This is a genomic window from Microbacterium nymphoidis, assembly GCF_021044885.1.
Taxonomy (GTDB): Bacteria; Actinomycetota; Actinomycetes; order Actinomycetales; family Microbacteriaceae; genus Microbacterium; species Microbacterium nymphoidis.
Map to the genome: position 1 here is coordinate 160,222 of NZ_JAJNOD010000004.1, position 17,199 is coordinate 177,420.

Here is a 17,199-nt window from a genome sequence, read left to right on the forward strand (position 1 = left end):
GCTGGAACCGTGATCATCCTCGCGGCCACGCCCATCGGCAATCTCTCCGACGCCTCGGCACGGCTGGTCCAGGCGCTGGAGAACGCCGAGGTGATCGCCGCGGAGGACACCCGTACCACGATCCGGCTGCTGTCGGCGCTGGGTGTTCAGAACCGTCCCCGGCTGCTGGCGCTGCACGATCACAACGAGAAGGCGAAGGCCGCCGAACTCGTCGCCCTGGCTCGCGACACCGATCTGCTCGTGCTGTCTGACGCCGGAATGCCGACGGTCAGCGATCCGGGTTACGGACTGGTGGCTGCGGCCGCCGCTGCAGGTGTCACGGTCACCGCGATCCCCGGTCCGAGCGCCGTCATCACCGCGCTCGCCGTCTCGGGTCTGCCGACGGACCGCTTCAGCTTCGAGGGCTTCCTCCCGCGCAAGCAGGGAGAGCGCCGCTCGGTGTTGCGCCGCCTGGCCCGAGAGTCGCGCACCATGGTGTTCTTCGAGTCGCCGCAGCGGCTGGCGGCCTCGCTCGCCGATGTGGCGACCGAGCTCGGAGAGGGTCGCCGGGTGGTCGTCGCCCGAGAACTCACGAAGCTGCACGAGGAGATTCGTCGCGGCACCGCGGCCGAGCTTGCCGCGTGGGCGGCCGAGGGGGTGCGGGGAGAGATCGCCGTCGTCATCGAAGGCGCCACCGCCGCGGATGTGCCGTTCGCCGATGCCGTCACCCAGGTGCAGAGCCTCGCCGCGAGCGGGATCCGGCTGAAAGACGCGTGCGCCGAGGTCGCCGGGCTCACCGGCCATTCCTCGCGCGAGCTGTATCAGGCGGCTCTCGCGGCGCGCGGCTGAGCGCGGGAGGTCATACGGCGGGAGGCTCGCGGCTCACCGCCTAGAATCGAGGGGTGAGCACCGGCGATTCCTTCTACATCACCACCCCGATCTACTACCCGAGCGATGTTCCCCACATCGGGCACGGGTACACGACCGTGGCGGTCGACACGCTTGCGCGCTGGCACCGCCAGGCCGGGGATGACACCTGGATGCTCACGGGCACGGACGAGCACGGCCAGAAGATGCTGCGTGCTGCAGCCGCCAACGGGGTGACGCCCCAGGAGTGGGTTGACAAGCTGGTCACCGAGGCCTGGTTCCCGCAGCTGGAGACCCTCGACATCGCCAACGACGACTTCATCCGCACGACGCAGGAGCGTCATGAGGAGCGCGTCAAGAAGTTCGTGCAGGCCATCTACGACCGCGGCTACATCTACGCGGGCGAGTACGAGGCGCTGTACTGCGTCGGCTGCGAGGAGTTCAAGCCCGAGTCGGAGATCGTCGACGGCACCGGCCCGTTCGAGGGTTTGAAGGTCTGTGCCATCCACTCGAAGCCGCTGGAGCTGCTGCAGGAGAAGAACTACTTCTTCAAGCTGAGCGAGTTCCAGGACAAGCTGCTCGAGCTCTACAAGGAGCGCCCCGACTTCATCCGTCCCGAGTCCGCCCGCAACGAGGTCGTCTCGTTCGTCCGGTCCGGCCTCAAGGACCTGTCCATCTCGCGCTCCGCCTTCGACTGGGGTATCCCGCTGCCCTGGGACGAGTCGCACGTCATCTACGTGTGGGTCGACGCCCTGCTCAACTACGCGACCGCCATCGGGTTCGGCGACCAGGACGGTGAGTTCGAGCGCCGCTGGCCCGGCTACCACGTGGTGGGCAAGGACATCCTCCGCTTCCACGCCGTCATCTGGCCCGCGATGCTCATGGCCGCAGGACTGGAGGTGCCGAAGGGCGTCTTCGCGCACGGCTGGCTGCTGGTGGGCGGCGAGAAGATGTCCAAGTCGAAGCTCACCGGTATCGCGCCCACCGAGATCACGGACGTGTTCGGCTCCGACGCGTACCGCTTCTACTTCCTCTCGGCCATCGCCTTCGGGCAGGACGGCTCGTTCTCCTGGGAGGACCTCGCCGCGCGCTACCAGGCCGAGCTCGCCAACGGCTTCGGGAACCTCGCCTCGCGCACGGTCGCGATGATCGAGCGCTACTTCGAGGGCATCGTTCCCGCACCCGGCGCCTACGCCGACGGCGACCTGCACATCCAGCAGGTCGTCGCGGACGCCGTGCGCGATGCCGACGCCGCCATCGAGCGGTTCCGCACCGATGAGGCGATCGCGGCCATCTGGACGATCGTCGACGCGCTGAACCAGTACATCACCGACAACGAGCCGTGGTCGCTGGCGAAGGACGATGCGCAGCGTGAGCGTCTGCGCACCGTGCTCTACACCGCGGCGGAGGGGCTCCGCGCGCTCGATGTGCTGCTCAGCCCGGTGATGCCGAAGGCCACGGAGAAGCTGTGGATCGCACTCGGCGCCGCAGAGTCGCTGGGCCGGCTGCAGGACCAGCCGCTGCGCGAAGCCGGGACCTGGGGGGCGCTGAAGCCGGGGACCTCCGTCAACGGCCTCGCGCCGCTGTTCCCGCGCGTGGAGACCGCGTGACCGCGAGCGGAAACGGCGGCACGGGTGACGGCATCAGCAACTACGTCACCCAGCGCCGCGCTGACGGTCGCGACCTGCGTTATCCGGAGGCGCCCGAGCCGCTGCGCGTGCCCGTGTACGACAACCACGCCCATCTGGAGATCCTCGACGGCGACGAGCCGCTGAGCTTGGATGAGCAGCTGGAGCGCGCCGCGTCCGTGGGCGTGGCCGGCGTGATCAACGCGGGTGGCGACATCGAGTCCTCGCGCTGGTGCGCTCACGCCGCCGCAACGCATCCGCGGGTGCTGGCAGCCGTGGCCATCCATCCCAACGATGCCCCGCTGTACGAGGCGGCGGGCAAGCTGGATAAGGCCATCGCGGTGATCGACGAGCTCGCGGCCCAGCCTCGTGTGCGCGCCATCGGCGAGACCGGGCTGGACTTCTTCCGCACCGATGATGACGGTCGCCCGGCCCAGTACCGCTCGTTCGAGGCGCACATCGCGCTCGCCAAGAAGCACGACATCGCGATGCAGATCCACGACCGCGACGCGCACCGTGAGGTGCTGGACACCCTCGCGCGTGTGGGAGCCCCGGAGCGCACCGTGTTCCACTGCTTCTCCGGAAACGCCGAGATGGCGCGCGAGTGCGCTGATGCCGGCTACTATCTGTCGTTCGCGGGCAACATCACGTTCAAGAACGCGCAGAACCTGCGCGATGCGCTGCGGGTCACGCCGGTGGAGCGGATCCTCGTGGAGACCGACGCGCCGTTCCTGACCCCCACTCCGTATCGGGGTCGCCCCAACGCCTCGTACCTGATCCCGATCACACTGCGGGCGATGGCTGCGGAGCTGAACCTGGACGAGGACGTCCTCGCCGCCCAGGTCGCCGAGAACACCGTGCGTGCCTACGGTTCCTTCACGGACTGAGTCGACACCCGTTTCATTGCGCGCAATTGGCTCCAAACCTCCGGGTTTTGGAGCCAATTGCGCACAATGAAGCGGACGAGCCAGGACAATAGGGCTCATGCGAGAGCAATCGCGAGCGGATTCCGCGTCCGACATCCGGATGGCGTCTGACGCGTTCGCATCGCTGTGGGCGGACCAGTCCCGGCGCGCGTGGCTGAACTCGGCCCTCGTGCCAGTGCTGCTGACCGTCGTCGGCATGCTGCTCTTGCTCGGCACGATCGCGGAGGCGGGTTCCGGCCCTCTCACGCTGCGCGCCGTCGCCGAGGTGGTGCCGGTCGAGCGGGTCTCCGAGCTGGTGGTGGACGCGGTGGACGCCTCGCGCATCTACATCCCGGTGGCCGCGGCGGCGTTCACGGTGTTCGTCACCATCGTGATGTTCACCGCGCTGGCATCGACGGACTCCGCCGAGCGGACAGCGATCCTCCTGCGACTGCGCTCGGTGGTGCAGATGATCCTCGCGGTGGGATGGACCCTCATCACGGCCCTCGGCGTCCTCGTGGCGCTGAGCGGAGTGGATCCGTGGCCGATCCTGCTCATTGCCATCGTCCAGCTCCTGTTGACGGCGGCGTTCGCCACGCTGTCGGCGCTGTACCTCGTCGTCGGCAACACCGGGATGCGGGTGTCGCAGGTGCGGCGGGTCATCAGCGCCGAGACGGCCCTGCGCGATGATCTGCGCGGCGAGGCGCGAGCGCATCCGCTCTGGCCGCGCGTGCTGGCGTGGACCGGTGTCGTGCTGGTGATCGACGTGGCGGCGGCCTTCGTCGTCTTCCACGGGGATGCGCGCCCGGAGGGCATCGCGCTACGGGCCATCTCGATCGTCGTGCTCCAGGCGGGCTACACGCTGCTGCTGACCTTCCACCGCTACCTCGAGGTGCGGCGCCCGAGCGCGGGCGGGTGGTTTCCACCGGCAGGGCGCATCGTGCTTCTCGCCGTCGTCTGTCCGCTCCTCGCGATCGTCGCGGCGCTCGCTCTCGGCGACAGATCCGACTTCGACGGGTGGGCCGTCGCCGTCATCGTCGCGCTCGTGATCGTGGTGCCGCTCGTGGCCGTGCTCTCGCCCCGCGTCGGCGTAGGCGGTGCCTTATCGGGGGTCGCCGCTCGCAGCCTCGACGCCTCCGTGCAGCGATACACGCTTCACCTGCGTGCCCTCGAACGGCAGGAGGCGCACGACGAGGCGGAGCCGCGCATCGGCGATCAGTCGTCCCCGTCCGACGAGTCCCCGTCCGACGAGTCCCCGTCCGACTGAGCCGTCTCCTCGGCCGGACGTGCCGCCGCGATCTGCGAGATGGGCCGCCAGACGAACACCAGGGTGATGGCCGCGCCCACGAACGCGAACCACCAGGGTGCCGTCAGCCCCCAGGTCTGGGCGAGGACGCCGCCGATGCCCTGCCCGATGACCATGCCGCCGAACACGCCCACCATGTTCACCGCGCCGATGCGCCCTTGCAGCTCATGGGGGACCAGGCGCTGGCGCACCGTGGTGGAGATCGCACCCCAGATGAACGAATACAGCCCGAAGCCGAACATGATCACCAGCGCGATCACCCCCGAAGTGGTGAGCGCGAACGCCAGGTGCATCACCACCTCCAGCGCGAGGCAGACGCGCATCAGCGTGGCGAACGACACATGACGCTCCAGCCAGCCGAACATGCCGGTGGCCAGCAGGCCGCCGATGGCCGATGCGGTGGTGAGCGCGCCGTACCCCACCTCGCCCATGCCGAGGTGCTCGGTCGCGTACAGTACCAGCACGCCCCACGGAGCCGCCCAGGTCACATTGAACACCAGGATGATGATCACGAGCATCCGCACCGGCGGGTTGCGCCACAGCCAGCGCACCCCCTCGGCGATGTCGGTGTGGACGGAGGTGGGTGCGGTGTTCTCCCTCGGAGGAATGGGGGTGTGGGCGATCCGGGACACCAGGATGGCGGCAAGCGCCACGCACAGCGCCTGCAGGAGGAACGGCCAGAAGGACCCGATGGCGAACAGGAATGCACCGAGCGGCGGGCCCCCGAACTGATTGGCGACGAGGAAGCCGGCCTGCAGCCGGGAGTTCGCGATGCCGAGGTCCTCCTTCCGCACGAACATCGGCAGCAGCGTGCCGCTGGTCGTGTCCGCGAAGACCTCGGCGCAGCCGTACAGGAACGCTGCGGCGAGAACGATCCAGATGTTGGCGGTGCCGGTGAAGAGGAAGACCACCAGCGCGAGGATCAGCACCACGCGCACCGCGTTGGCGCCGATGACCAGGCGCCGGCGGTTGAACCGGTCGGCGATCGCCCCGGCGTGCAGCCCGAACAGGAGCCACGGCAGGAACTGCAGCATCGCGCCGGACGCCACCAGCACGGGGGACGAGGTCATCGAGGCGATCAGGAGCGGCCCCGCGGCGAGCATGATGCCGTCGCCGAGGTTGCTCGACCACGACGCCGTCATCAGCCATCGGAAATCGCGACCGAGCCGCGCGGGGGCGATGCGTTCTCCGAGCCAGCTCACCCGTCGATCCTATTGAGGACGGCGGACATCCCGTGCCCGTGTCGGGGAGGGCGTTTCGGGTACGGGAGAATGGACACATGACCGTGTCCCTGCTCGGAGCCGCCGAGATCCGCCGCCTCGCCGCCGAACTCGACGTCACCCCGACCAAGAAGCTGGGGCAGAACTTCGTCGTCGACGCCAACACCGTGCGCAAGATCGTCACCGCCGCACGGGTGCAGCCGGACGAGCGCGTCGTCGAGATCGGTCCGGGTCTCGGCTCCCTCACCCTCGCCATCCTGGAGACGGGGGCGAGCGTGACCGCGGTGGAGATCGATCATCGTCTGGCGGCGCGGCTGCCGGAGACGGCGCGCGAGCGCGGAGTGCCCGAGGGAGCGCTCACCGTGGTGGATGCCGACGCCCTGCGCGTCACGGAACTTCCCGGGGATCCGACGGTGCTGGTTGCGAATCTGCCGTACAACGTGTCGGTGCCGGTGCTGCTGCACTTCCTGGAGACCTTCGACACCATCCGGCGCGGTGTGGTCATGGTGCAGGCGGAGGTCGCCGAGCGGCTGGCCGCAGGACCCGGGTCGAAGGTCTACGGGTCGCCCAGCGTGAAGGCGGCGTGGTACGGATCGTTCGCGCTCGCCGGCACCGTCTCCCGCCAGGTGTTCTGGCCGGTGCCGAACGTCGACAGCCTCCTGGTGGGCTTCCACCGCGACGAGCAGCCCCGCGGTACCGAGGACGATCGCCGCGCCACGTTCGAGATCATCGACGCCGCTTTCGGCCAGCGCCGCAAGATGCTGCGCCAGGCGCTGTCGAACGTACTCGGAGGTTCGGCGGCCGCAGCCAGCCAAGTGCTGGAGCGCGCCGGCGTCGATCCCACCGCGCGCGGTGAGGCGCTCACGGTGGAGGATTACCTGCGGATCGCCCGGGCGCGCTGACCGCCTTCATCGCGCGCGAATCGCGCCTATCCGTCCACTTTTGGAGCGTATTGCGCGCGATGAAGCGGGGGAGGGGTCACGTGACCTCCGCGAAACACGAGCCCGCTAGCCTGGTGGGGTGACTGAGAATCCCCGCTTCCGCCCCGGCACTCCTGACACCCATCGTCCGTACGTCGCCGCCGAAGCACGGTACGACCGCGGCGACTACCGTCGCGTCGGGGAGTCGGGCCTCTACCTGCCGCCGATCTCCCTGGGTCTGTGGTGGAACTTCGGCGACAACGTGCCGTTCGACAACCAGCGAGCCCTGCTGCGTCACGCCTTCGATTCCGGGATCACGCACTTCGACCTCGCCAACAACTACGGTCCGCCCTACGGATCCGCGGAGACGAACTTCGGCCGCATGATCCGCGAGGACTTCGCGCCGTACCGCGACGAGCTCATCATCTCCTCCAAGGCCGGGTGGGACATGTGGCCCGGTCCCTACGGGTTCCTCGGAGCGCGGAAGTACCTCATCGCCAGCGCTGAGGCCTCGCTGACACGGATGAACCTCGACTACGTCGACATCTTCTACTCGCATCGCGTCGACCCGGACACCCCCATCGAGGAGACGGTTGGCGCGCTGGACACCCTGGTCCGCCAGGGCAAGGCCCTGTACGTCGGCATCTCCTCCTACAGCGCCGAGCGCACCGTGGCAGCCAAGGCGGTGGCGCGCGAGCTCGGAACGCCGCTGGTCATCCACCAGCCCGCGTACTCGATCCTCAACCGGTGGATCGAGGACGGCCTCACCGAGGTGCTGCGGCAGGAGCAGATGGGGGCGATCGCCTTCACCCCGCTCGCCCAGGGCCTGCTCACCGACAAGCATCTGGGCGACGGAGCAGCCGATCGATCCCAGCAGCGCGGCTCGCTCCGCGAGATCACCGCCGACGAGCGCGAGGCGCTGCGGTCGCTGAACACGATCGCACGCGAGCGCGGTCAGTCGCTCGCCCAGATGGCCATCCAGTGGGTGCTGCGCGATGAGGTCGTCGCCTCCGCGCTCATCGGCGCATCGCGTCCGCAGCAGCTGGATGAGAACCTCGGCGCGCTGGACGGACCGGCATTCGACACCGAGGAGCTCGAGCAGATCGACGCTCTCTCCGATGCCATCGACGTCAACCTCTGGGCAGCATCGGCGGATCTGTGAGCATCGGCGCGTACGAACCCGGCACAGCCCCGGTCCGCGTGCGCGCGGCGGGGAAGGTGAACATCCACCTCGGCGTCGGCGAACTGCAAGACGACGGGTATCACGAGCTGGCGACAGCGTTCCAGGCGCTGTCCTTGTACGAGGAGGTGACCGCCACCGCGGCGGAGGACTTCTCACTCACCGTGGAGAGCGACGGCTTCATCGACGTCACCGATGTGCCGGTGGACGACTCGAACCTCGCCCTGCGAGCGGCGCGCCTGCTGGCCCAGAGCACCGGTGTGACATCGGGCGTCCACCTGCACATCCGCAAGGGCGTGCCGGTGGCCGGCGGGATGGGCGGGGGGTCAGCCGATGCCGCTGCGGCGCTGGTCGCCTGCGATGCGCTGTGGGACACGCGGCAGTCCTCGGCACAGCTGCACGAGCTGGCGGCTCGCCTCGGCGCCGACGTGCCGTTCGCCCTGCTCGGCGGGACGGCGATCGGCACCGGGCGTGGCGATGAGCTGACGCCTGCCCTCACGCAGGGACGCTTCGACTGGGTGCTCGTTCCGAGCGAGATCGGCATGTCCACGCCACAGGTGTATGGCGCCCTGGACGAGATCCGTGTTCGTCACCGCGCAGACCTCCCCGTGGTTCCTCTGCGACCGCGTGTGGATGATGAGGTGCTTCACGCGCTGCGAGCGGGGGACTCGCGTCGGCTGGCCGAGGCGCTCGGCAATGATCTGCAGGTGGCTGCGCTCTCCCTGCGGCCAGACCTCGCCGACACGATCGACGCGGGCCTGCGCGCCGGAGCGCTGGCGGGCATCGTCTCCGGTTCCGGTCCGACCATCGCCCTGCTGTGCGCGGACGCCACGGCGGCGCTCGCGGTGCGCGATGAACTGGCGGCGGTCGGGTACGTCGGCGTTCACGCGCACGGACCCGTGCCGGGCGCTCGCATCGTCTGATCGCGACTCGATGTCGCCGGCACCCGATAGCGTGAGGTGAGCCCACGACGCTGGAGGAACACATGACTGTCGACGCCGAGACCTTCCGCACCGCGCCCCTCGACGAACAGGCCGCCGCAGAGATCGCCGCGTGCGGACTGGAGGTGCGTCTGGCGGAGGACGAGGAATCCACGCTCGCCTGGCGTGCCGCGGTGCGCCGCGGATTCCAGGACCGTGAGCCGGAGGAGCGCAATCACGAGGCAGGTCGCCCCGGCACCGCATATCGTCGCCGGCTCGGCGTGTACGACGCCGCGGGCGCTCTGCCGGATATGCCCGTCGCCACGTTCGCCACCTGGCTGAGTGAGCTCACCGTGCCGGGCGGGCGCGCGGTCCCAGCCAGCGCGATCAGCTCCGTCACGGTGGCCGCCACGCATCGGCGTCGGGGCCTTGCCCGATCCCTCATGGCGGGGGAGCTGCGGGAAGCGGCGCGTGCGGGGCTGCCGGTGGCCATGCTCACCGCCTCTGAGGCGACCATCTACGGCCGCTTCGGATTCGCCGCCGCAGCGGCGGCCGCCACGTGGCGCATCGATACGCGACGGGCCGGGTGGCTGAGCGGTGATGCCCCGGGGCGGATCGACTACGTCTCCCGGGAGGACGCACGCCGCATCGCGCCGGAGCTGCACGAGCGCATCCGCCTGCGTCTTCCGGGCGAGGTGATCGTTCCGGGACCGCACTGGGACGACATGCTGCGCCTGCGGGGCGACGCGGAAGCGGCGGGTGCCGTGCGCGCCATCCAGTATCGTGATGCGGCGGGTGAGATCCAGGGACTCGCGGCCTTCACCCTCGATCGCACGCCACCCACGCCGGCCACGCTCGAGGTGGTCTTCCTCTACGCCGCGACCGACGACGCCTACGCAGCGCTCTGGCATTTCCTCCTGGAGCATGACCTGGTGGGCACGGTCGTGGCCACCGAACGATCCACGGACGAACCGCTGTGGTGGATGATCGCCGACCAGCGTGCGGCCGAGATCAGGCTCCGCGATCACCAGTACGTCCGCATCGTCGATGTCGCAGCCGCGCTTCAGGCGCGCCGCTACGAGCAGGCGGGATCCGTCGTGCTCGACGTCACGGACCCGCTGGGGATCACCGCCGGCCGCTACCTTCTCGAGGTGGCCGATGACGGCACTGCTCAGGTGCGGATCCTGAGAGAAGGTGAGGCGACAGGGAGCGTCCCGCTGGCATCCCTCGGGATCGCTGAGCTGTCAGCCATCTACCTCGGCGGTGTCCGTGTGCGAACGCTCGCTGCGGCCGGGCGTATCCGCACCGATGCGGTGGACCGGGTGGACGCGCTGTTCCGCGGCAGCGTCACCCCGTGCCTCACCTTCTGGTACTGAAACGCGGCCTGGTACTGAAACGCAGCCTGGTACTGAAACGCGGCGCGGCGGGGTCCAGCACGCCGTGGCGCCGCGGGGGTGCTGCTGGCCGGCGCCGGGCTACGGCGTCGAGCCGACGCCGAGGTGCACCTCGGTGACGGACGGTGTGTGGGTGATGATGAGCTTCAGCATCGCCGTCTCATCGGTGCTCATGCTGGTGAGCGCGGCGCGAATCGGCTGGGTCTCGGTCATCGCGGCATCGGCGATGGCTTCGGCGAACGCGGACGTCGCCTCGTGAGCCTGCCAGGTCTTGGGGTCGGTGAGGACCGCGGATACCGTGTCCTCTTCGCCTGGGACGGATGCCACCCCCGTGAGTGCGGCGAGTGAGTCGCAGTCCAGGCCCAGCACCGTCTTGGCCTCGGTGTCGACGAGCAGATTGAAGGTGACGCCGGGCGTCGTCGAGGGGGTCGGCACATCCTGCAGCGCGTCCGCGGTTCCCTCCACGGTGGTCGATGCACTCGTCGACCCGGCGATGCTGGCCGTCGCCTGAGCCCCGCAGCCCGTCAGCGTCGCTCCCATCAGGAGCGCGGAGAGCGCGAGGGCGTGTCGGATGGGTCGTCGCATGGAGTGGAGGGCCTCCGCGTCGGGCGCCGCAGGTGCGGGCAGGTTCGTGTCATCGCCGGATCGTCAGAGGGGGAAACGACACGTCGAGGCCGGCGGGAGAAGCCTGCCGGAACCACGAGCATACGAGGGGGAGCATCAGCGACAGGGCCTGCTCAGCCACCCGTGATGAACCTGTGACGACCTCGTGATCTGCGCGTGACCTCGCGGGTGCACCGGGCCGCTTAGCCGAACAGTGCGCCCAGCGCGACCTCCACCATGGGGCCGAAACGCGTCTCGCGCTCGTCGGAGTTCATCTCCTCGCCACGGATGATGTGATCGCTGATGTTGCAGACGGCGAGGGCTTCAACCCCCTCGCGCATCGCGATGCCGTACAGCGCAGCGGCCTCCATCTCGACGGCGAGCGTGTGGTGCTCGATAAGCCCCTTCGTCTGCTCCGGACGGTCGGAGTAGAAGGTGTCCGAGCTGAAAAGCGGGCCCACCCGGTGGGCGAGTCCCTTCGACCGAGCGGTTGCGACGGCTCGCTCGAGCAGGTCGTAGCTGGGAACCGCGCTGAAGCGAACACCGGGGATGCGGAAGTCGGCCATGGACGAGTCGGTGTGCGCGGCGTTCGCGATGACGACCTCACCAAGCTGCACCTCATCGGCCATGCCGCCGGCCGTGCCGACGCGGACGATCCGCTTCACCCCGTAGAAGCGGATGAGCTCGGTCGCGTAGATGCTCATCGACGGCATTCCCATGCCGGAAGCCATCACCGAGATGTCATGACCGTTCCAGGTTCCTGTCCATCCTTCGATGCCGCGGACCTCGGTGACCAGGCGCGGGGAGTCGAAGAAGGTCTCAGCGATGCGGCGCGCGCGACGCGGGTCACCGGGCATGAGGACCGAGGGAGCGAAGTCACCGGGCTGAGCGCTGATGTGAGCGGTGGGCATGGGATTCCTTCCGTCGGGCCGAGCGGCCCTCCCAGCCTAGTCCGGGTGCTGTTCTGGCGCCCTCGCAGGGTCAGTGCACCCTGGCGGGTTCTTGCTCGGCGGCACGCTCTCTCATCACATCCTCCATTCGCTACGCACTCTCGATGGAGAGGCGGCGACCAGCTACGACCAGAGTCATCAGCCGCGACGCGGTCCCCGTCGGTCCTGTCGGCATGATCTGGCAACGGCACCGAGCGGTGGATGAAGGAACGGCTCAGGGCTGACGAACCTCGCCCTCGCGTGGACAGCGGTGGAGCGGGGGAGGATCCGGGCTACGCCGCCCAGCCATCTCGCCGGGGCGCACCCCGTACCCTGGAGGGGATGGCACATCTTCTCGGGGCCGAGGCCCTGCACCTGGAATATCCGACCAAGGTCGTCTTCGACTCCGTCTCGCTGGGCGTGAACGAGGGCGACCGGATCGGGATCGTCGGTCGCAACGGCGACGGAAAATCGAGTCTGCTGCGCATGCTCGCGGGCCTGGTCGAGCCCGATGGCGGCCGCGTCACGGTACGCGGCGGAACGCGGATCGGCGTGCTCAGCCAGGAGGACGTGCTGGAGGACGACGAGACGATCGCGCACGCCGTGGTGGGGGACACCCCCGAACACGTCTGGGCGGGGGACGCCAAGATCCGCGATGTGATCGCGGGCCTCCTGGGCGACCTGCCGTGGGATGCCCGTGTCGGCGACCTCTCCGGCGGACAACGTCGTCGTGTGGCGCTGGCCCACCTCCTCGCGGGCGATCACGACGTGATCTTCCTCGACGAGCCCACCAACCACCTCGACGTCGAGGCGATCGCGTGGCTGGCCGAGCACCTGAAGCGGCGCTGGCCCGCGAACCAGGGCGGGCTTCTCGTCGTGACCCACGATCGCTGGTTCCTCGATGAGGTCGCGAACAACACCTGGGAGGTGCACGACCGGATCGTCGAGCCCTTCGAGGGCGGGTATGCGGCCTACATTCTGCAACGGGTCGAGCGTGACCGCCAGGCTGCCTCGATCGAGGCGAAGCGGCAGAACCTCGCTCGAAAGGAACTCGCCTGGCTGCGACGCGGCGCCCCAGCCCGCACCAGCAAGCCGCAGTTCCGCATCGATGCAGCGAATGCACTCATCGCCGATGTGCCGGAGATCCGCAACAAGACGGAGCTGTCGGCGCTGGCCGTCTCGCGACTCGGCAAAGACGTGGTCGATCTCCTCGACGCCGGCGTCTCCTACGGAGACAAGACCGTGCTGCGAGACGTGGAGTGGCGCCTCGCCCCCGGTGAGCGCACCGGCATCCTCGGCGTGAACGGAGCAGGCAAGTCGACGCTGCTCGGCCTCATCGCCGGCACCATCGAGCCGACGTCCGGCACGGTCAAGCGCGGCAAGACCGTCCAGGTGGCCACACTCACACAGCGCCTCGACGAACTCGAAGAGCACCTCAACGAGCCGGTCCGCGTAGTCGTCGGGCGGTTGCAGACCACCTACACGTTCGGCGCAGGGTCGAAGGCCCAGGAGCTCTCTCCCGGTCAGCTGCTGGAGCGCATGGGATTCCAGAGCGCCCAGCTCTCGACCCCGGTGAAGGACCTTTCCGGTGGTCAGAAGCGCCGCCTCCAGCTGCTGCTGATCCTGCTCAACCAGCCGAATGTGCTCATCCTCGACGAGCCGACGAACGACCTCGACACCGACATGCTCGCGGCACTCGAGGACCTGCTGGACTCGTGGCCCGGCACGCTCATCGTGGTCTCCCACGACCGCTACTTCCTGGAGCGGGTGACGGATCAGCAGTACGCGATCCTCGATCAGCACCTGCGGCACCTGCCGGGCGGCGTGGACGAGTACCTGAAGCGCCGTGCGGCACAGGGCACCGCATCCGCATCCGTCACAGCGACTCCCGATGCCGCCGCTCCCGCCGGGCTCACCGGCAAGGAGGCGCGTGAGGCCGAGAAGGAGATGGCGTCGCTGGAACGGCGCATCCAGAAGCTGCGTCAGACAGCGGCGAGCGCTCGCGCGAAGCTCGCCGACATGGATCAGTCCGACTACGTCGCGCTCGGCAATCGCATGACGGAGATCTCCGGGTGGGAAGGCGAGGCCGACGAGCTGGAGATGCGCTGGCTGGAGCTCGCCGAGTCCCTCGGCTGAGCGCTCAGAGATCGAAAACGCCGCTCCGAGGAGGCTCGGAGCTGCGTTTTCGATCTCTCACGGCTGGCGCGCGGCGTCCTCCGTCTCGGCGGCGCCGATGCCGCGCAGCGCCGGGGTGAGCGTGACCGCGAGTGCGACCAGCACGAGCACGAGGATCATCGCGAGACGTAGACCGAAGTGCTCACCGAGGAAGCCGAGCGCGGGCGGACCTGCGAGGAAAGCGACGTAGCCGATCGTCGCGACCAGGGAGACGCGCGCCGCGGAGTTCGGGCCGGAGTCCCCGGCCGCCGAGATCGCAACGGGGAAGCCGAGCGCGGCTCCCAGCCCCCACAGCGGGATGGCACAGGCGGCGACGACCGGATTGTCAGCGAAGATCACGAGAGCCAGTCCCACCGCGCCGAGGGCCGCGCTGCCGCCGAGCACTGCTGCGCGGCCGAAGCGGGTGATGAGCGGACCGCCGGAGAAGCGGCCGATGGTCATCATCGCCGCGAACACGGCGAACAGTCCCGAGCTCCACGCCGGATCGAATCCATGGCCGTCGACCATCAGCAGCGGCAGCCAGTCGTTGGCCGAGCCTTCGGCGAGCGCCAGCGCCAGGACGATCACCCCGATGATCAGCAGCCGTCGATCGCGCCACACCGGAGCGTGGTGGGATTTCTCTACCGGGCCCGATGCCTGCGAGCGCGGCACGCCGGGCAGCGCCCGCAGCACGGCGAGAACGGCGATCACGGTCACCATCAGCAGGTGCCAGAGCACGGGAAGGTGCAGCGCTACAGCGCCCAGACCGATGACCGCGCCGGCGACGGTGCCGAGGCTGAACGAGCCGTGCAGCGCGGGGAGCACGGGAACGCCCGCGAGCTGTTCCACCTCGGCGCCCTCGACGTTCATCGCCACCTCCGCACCGCCCATGCCCAATCCCATGAGACCGAGACCGATGGCGGTGAGCCACGCGCTGCCGATGGCGGCGCCGGCCCCGATCGTGGGCGTGGCGAGCAACTGGAGCGATATGCCGACCGTGATGACGGGTCGGGTGCCGAAGCGCGCGGTGAGGGCGCCCGACGAGAGGATCCCGAGCATCGAGCCGACGGACAGCCCGAACAGGACGAGTCCCATCGTGGCGGTGGAGGCTTCCAGCAGGTCGCGCACGTCGGGCGTTCTGGTCACCCAGGAGGCGAACATCATCCCGGGGACGAAGAAGAGCACGAACAACGACATGCGGCGGCGGCGAAGGGCGGCGTCCATGGGAGTGGATGTCCTCGGGGGTGGAAGCTGAATCGATTCGATCCGAATGTATCGGTTCCGGGAATACGCGGGGGCCACTCGGACGCTGAATCTTTGCGTCGCCCTGGGGAGAATGTCGTTCCGTCCGGGGCTGACGTGGCGCAGACTGAGCTGCGCGCCGTCCGCATCGCGCGGACCGCCGGGGGAGAGGAAGCCGTATGGAAGGGCTCGAAGTCACCGTTCTGCTGGGGATGGCGGTGCTGGTCGGAACCGTGCTCGCGCCGCGCCTGCGTGTAGCCACACCCCTCGTGCTGCTGGTGCTGGGCGTGGTGATCGGGTTCGTGCCGCAGGCGCGCGAGATCCAGCTGCCGCCGGAAGTGGTGCTGCTGTTGTTCCTCCCGGTGATGCTGTTCTGGGAGTCGATGACCACGTCCCTGCGGGCGATCCGCCGCTCGCTGCGATACATCGCACCGATGTCCACCCTGCTGGTGGTCGCCTCGGCGTTCGCCGTTGCCGGGATCGCCGTGCTGCTCGGGCTGCCCTGGGAGGCCGCCCTGATCCTCGGCGCCGCGGTGGCCCCGCCCGACGCCACCGCTGTGGCGGCACTCGGACGTATGCTGCCGCAGCGGATGTTCATGAAGCTGAAGGCCGAGTCGCTGACGAACGACGGAACGGCTCTGGTGCTGTACGCCATCGCGGTGTCGCTGGCCGTGGGCGATCAGGTCTCCCCGCTGTCCGTCACCTGGACCGTCGTCGATTCGTATCTCGGTGGCGCTCTCGCCGGGATCGTCGTCGCAGCGCTCGCCTATCTGCTGCTTCGCCGTCTCACCGGAACTCTCGAGATCAACCTCACCCTGCTGCTGGTGCCCTTCGTCGCCTTCCTGGTCGCCGAGCTCATCGGCGCCTCCGGGGTGCTCGCCGTGGTGATCGCGGGGCTGATCGTGGCCTGGGTCTCGCCGCGCATCACCACGGCAGCATCCCGGCGCCAGGCGGAGTCCGTCTACCCCGTGCTCACCTACATCCTCAACGGCGCGCTGTTCGTGCTGATCGGCACCGAGGTCATGCACGTGCTGTTCGAGAGCTCCTGGGGGCAGGTGGGCCGTCTCGTGCTCATCACGGTGGTCGTCTGGGTCGTGCTGATCGTGGTGCGCCTGCTGTTCCAGCTCTTCTCCGCACCGTTCGCTCTCCCGCGCGGCGCACTGCGCGCGGCAACCAGCGGTGGCGATCGCACGATACCCATGCGGATGTGGATCGTCTCCACGTTCGCCGGCTTCCGTGGCGCGGTTTCCCTGGCGATCGCGCTGTCCGTGCCGCTGGTCACGGCGTCGGGTCAGCCGGTCGCCGCCCGGGACGAGATCATCTTCATCACGGCGGGGGTGATCGTGTTCAGCCTGCTGGTGCAGGGCCCGATGCTGCCGGCGATCGCCCGCTGGGCGAAGCTTCCCGCCGACACTGCAGCGGACGAGGAGTACGAGATCGCGGAACGGGCCATCTCCGGGGCGGCGCTGGCCGCCATCGACGATCTCGCCGTCGAGCACGGCGTCAGTGACGCCGTGCGTGATCGCATTCGCAGCGAGGGGTACGAGCAGCTGGAGTACGCCAATGCTCGCGCGCTGGCTCGCCAGCGAGGTCTCGTGTACGCGGCAGACATCGCCGAGGAGCTCAGCGAAGACGCCGAGCTGGAGACGATGATCGACGTCGCCGCGAGCAACGACCAGGTGCCGCCCGGACGCATGGCCGACGGCGAGCGAGAAGCCGGCGCCGGGCTGCAGATGCTCGCGGTCAGCTCCGACATCGACACCATCGCGCTGTCGCCCATCGCGCTGCGCGAGGAGAGCACGCGACTACGGCTGGCCCTGATGGATCGCCGGCGTGAGGTTCTGCTGCGGTTGCGGCGCGAGGGCACTATCGACGACCTCGTGGCGTGGCGCATCCAGGCGCAGCTCGACCTGGTGGAGGTGAAGCTGCGAGGGGTCGAGGAGATCGACTGA

General features: G+C 69.1%; 14 protein-coding genes. 10 read left to right on the plus strand and 4 right to left on the minus strand.

All coding sequences use genetic code 11. The features are described 5' to 3' along the window. Positions 1–9: 9 nt before the first annotated feature. The 4 genes from rsmI to LQ566_RS13825 all read left to right on the plus strand — a co-directional run bounded on the left by rsmI (position 10) and on the right by LQ566_RS13825 (position 4,646). A complete protein-coding gene (rsmI, locus tag LQ566_RS13810) occupies positions 10–828 on the plus strand; it encodes a 16S rRNA (cytidine(1402)-2'-O)-methyltransferase (protein WP_231092302.1) in 819 nt (272 codons plus the stop codon). Positions 829–881: 53 nt separating this feature from the next. Then, the gene (gene metG / locus LQ566_RS13815; protein WP_231092303.1) at positions 882–2,456 is read left to right on the plus strand and encodes a methionine--tRNA ligase; all 1,575 of its coding nucleotides are present in this window, start codon (positions 882–884) and stop codon (positions 2,454–2,456) included. Then, positions 2,453–3,361: a TatD family hydrolase gene (locus LQ566_RS13820; RefSeq protein WP_372459805.1), complete on the plus strand. Its 909-nt coding sequence runs from the start codon at positions 2,453–2,455 to the stop codon at positions 3,359–3,361. The genes metG and LQ566_RS13820 overlap by 4 nt, the downstream gene beginning before the upstream one ends. Before the next feature lie 97 nt (positions 3,362–3,458). Beyond that, positions 3,459–4,646 (plus strand): hypothetical protein, encoded by a 1,188-nt coding sequence (locus LQ566_RS13825; RefSeq protein ID WP_231092304.1) that lies wholly within the window; start codon positions 3,459–3,461, stop codon positions 4,644–4,646. On the opposite strand, the gene LQ566_RS13830 is transcribed toward LQ566_RS13825, so the two are convergent. Continuing rightward, on the minus strand, positions 4,595–5,887 hold the full coding sequence (locus LQ566_RS13830; protein WP_231092305.1) for an MFS transporter: 1,293 nt from the start codon (positions 5,885–5,887) through the stop codon (positions 4,595–4,597). The two genes, LQ566_RS13825 and LQ566_RS13830, sit on opposite strands and share 52 nt — an antisense overlap. Before the next feature lie 77 nt (positions 5,888–5,964). Here LQ566_RS13830 and rsmA point away from each other — a divergent pair, with 77 nt between their 5' ends. The 4 genes from rsmA (at position 5,965) to LQ566_RS13850 (ending at position 10,301) form a co-directional block, all read left to right on the plus strand. Continuing rightward, entirely contained in the window at positions 5,965–6,807 is an 843-nt protein-coding gene (gene rsmA / locus LQ566_RS13835) for a 16S rRNA (adenine(1518)-N(6)/adenine(1519)-N(6))-dimethyltransferase RsmA (protein WP_231092306.1), read from the plus strand. 118 nt (positions 6,808–6,925) lie between these two features. Next, positions 6,926–7,987 (plus strand): aldo/keto reductase, encoded by a 1,062-nt coding sequence (locus LQ566_RS13840; RefSeq protein ID WP_231092307.1) that lies wholly within the window; start codon positions 6,926–6,928, stop codon positions 7,985–7,987. Further along, on the plus strand, positions 7,984–8,928 hold the full coding sequence (locus tag LQ566_RS13845) for a 4-(cytidine 5'-diphospho)-2-C-methyl-D-erythritol kinase (RefSeq protein ID WP_372459806.1): 945 nt from the start codon (positions 7,984–7,986) through the stop codon (positions 8,926–8,928). Before LQ566_RS13840 ends, LQ566_RS13845 begins: the two co-directional genes overlap by 4 nt. A gap of 62 nt (positions 8,929–8,990) precedes the next feature. Next, positions 8,991–10,301, plus strand: a complete 1,311-nt coding sequence (locus LQ566_RS13850) for a GNAT family N-acetyltransferase (RefSeq protein ID WP_231092308.1) — start codon at positions 8,991–8,993, stop codon at positions 10,299–10,301. Positions 10,302–10,400: 99 nt separating this feature from the next. On the opposite strand, the gene LQ566_RS13855 is transcribed toward LQ566_RS13850, so the two are convergent. Continuing rightward, positions 10,401–10,904, minus strand: coding sequence for a hypothetical protein (locus LQ566_RS13855; RefSeq protein ID WP_231092309.1), 504 nt, complete (start codon positions 10,902–10,904; stop codon positions 10,401–10,403). Between the two features lie 221 nt (positions 10,905–11,125). After that, positions 11,126–11,833 carry a purine-nucleoside phosphorylase gene (deoD, locus tag LQ566_RS13860; protein WP_231092310.1) on the minus strand — a complete coding sequence of 236 codons (708 nt, stop codon included), beginning with the start codon at positions 11,831–11,833 and terminating at the stop codon, positions 11,126–11,128. Between the two features lie 360 nt (positions 11,834–12,193). Between deoD and LQ566_RS13865 the strand changes: the two genes are divergently transcribed. Further along, positions 12,194–13,987, plus strand: a complete 1,794-nt coding sequence (locus LQ566_RS13865) for an ABC-F family ATP-binding cassette domain-containing protein (protein ID WP_231092311.1) — start codon at positions 12,194–12,196, stop codon at positions 13,985–13,987. A 57-nt stretch (positions 13,988–14,044) separates the two neighbouring features. Here the strand turns inward: LQ566_RS13865 and LQ566_RS13870 are convergent, their stop codons facing one another. Beyond that, the gene (locus tag LQ566_RS13870) at positions 14,045–15,229 is read right to left on the minus strand and encodes an MFS transporter (protein WP_231092312.1); all 1,185 of its coding nucleotides are present in this window, start codon (positions 15,227–15,229) and stop codon (positions 14,045–14,047) included. A gap of 197 nt (positions 15,230–15,426) precedes the next feature. Between LQ566_RS13870 and LQ566_RS13875 the strand changes: the two genes are divergently transcribed. Continuing rightward, positions 15,427–17,199, plus strand: a complete 1,773-nt coding sequence (locus LQ566_RS13875; protein ID WP_231092313.1) for a Na+/H+ antiporter — start codon at positions 15,427–15,429, stop codon at positions 17,197–17,199.

Excerpts from the sequence above, each read along its gene's own strand:
- LQ566_RS13825 (WP_231092304.1), top strand. The coding sequence starts at position 3,459 with ATGCGAGAGCAATCGCGAGCGGATTCCGCGTCCGACATCCGGATGGCG.
- rsmA (WP_231092306.1), top strand. The coding sequence starts at position 5,965 with ATGACCGTGTCCCTGCTCGGAGCCGCCGAGATCCGCCGCCTCGCCGCC.
- LQ566_RS13850 (WP_231092308.1), top strand. The coding sequence starts at position 8,991 with ATGACTGTCGACGCCGAGACCTTCCGCACCGCGCCCCTCGACGAACAG.
- LQ566_RS13855 (WP_231092309.1), bottom strand. The coding sequence starts at position 10,904 with ATGCGACGACCCATCCGACACGCCCTCGCGCTCTCCGCGCTCCTGATG.
- deoD (WP_231092310.1), bottom strand. The coding sequence starts at position 11,833 with ATGCCCACCGCTCACATCAGCGCTCAGCCCGGTGACTTCGCTCCCTCG.
- LQ566_RS13865 (WP_231092311.1), top strand. The coding sequence starts at position 12,194 with ATGGCACATCTTCTCGGGGCCGAGGCCCTGCACCTGGAATATCCGACC.
- LQ566_RS13870 (WP_231092312.1), bottom strand. The coding sequence starts at position 15,229 with ATGGACGCCGCCCTTCGCCGCCGCCGCATGTCGTTGTTCGTGCTCTTC.
- LQ566_RS13875 (WP_231092313.1), top strand. The coding sequence starts at position 15,427 with ATGGAAGGGCTCGAAGTCACCGTTCTGCTGGGGATGGCGGTGCTGGTC.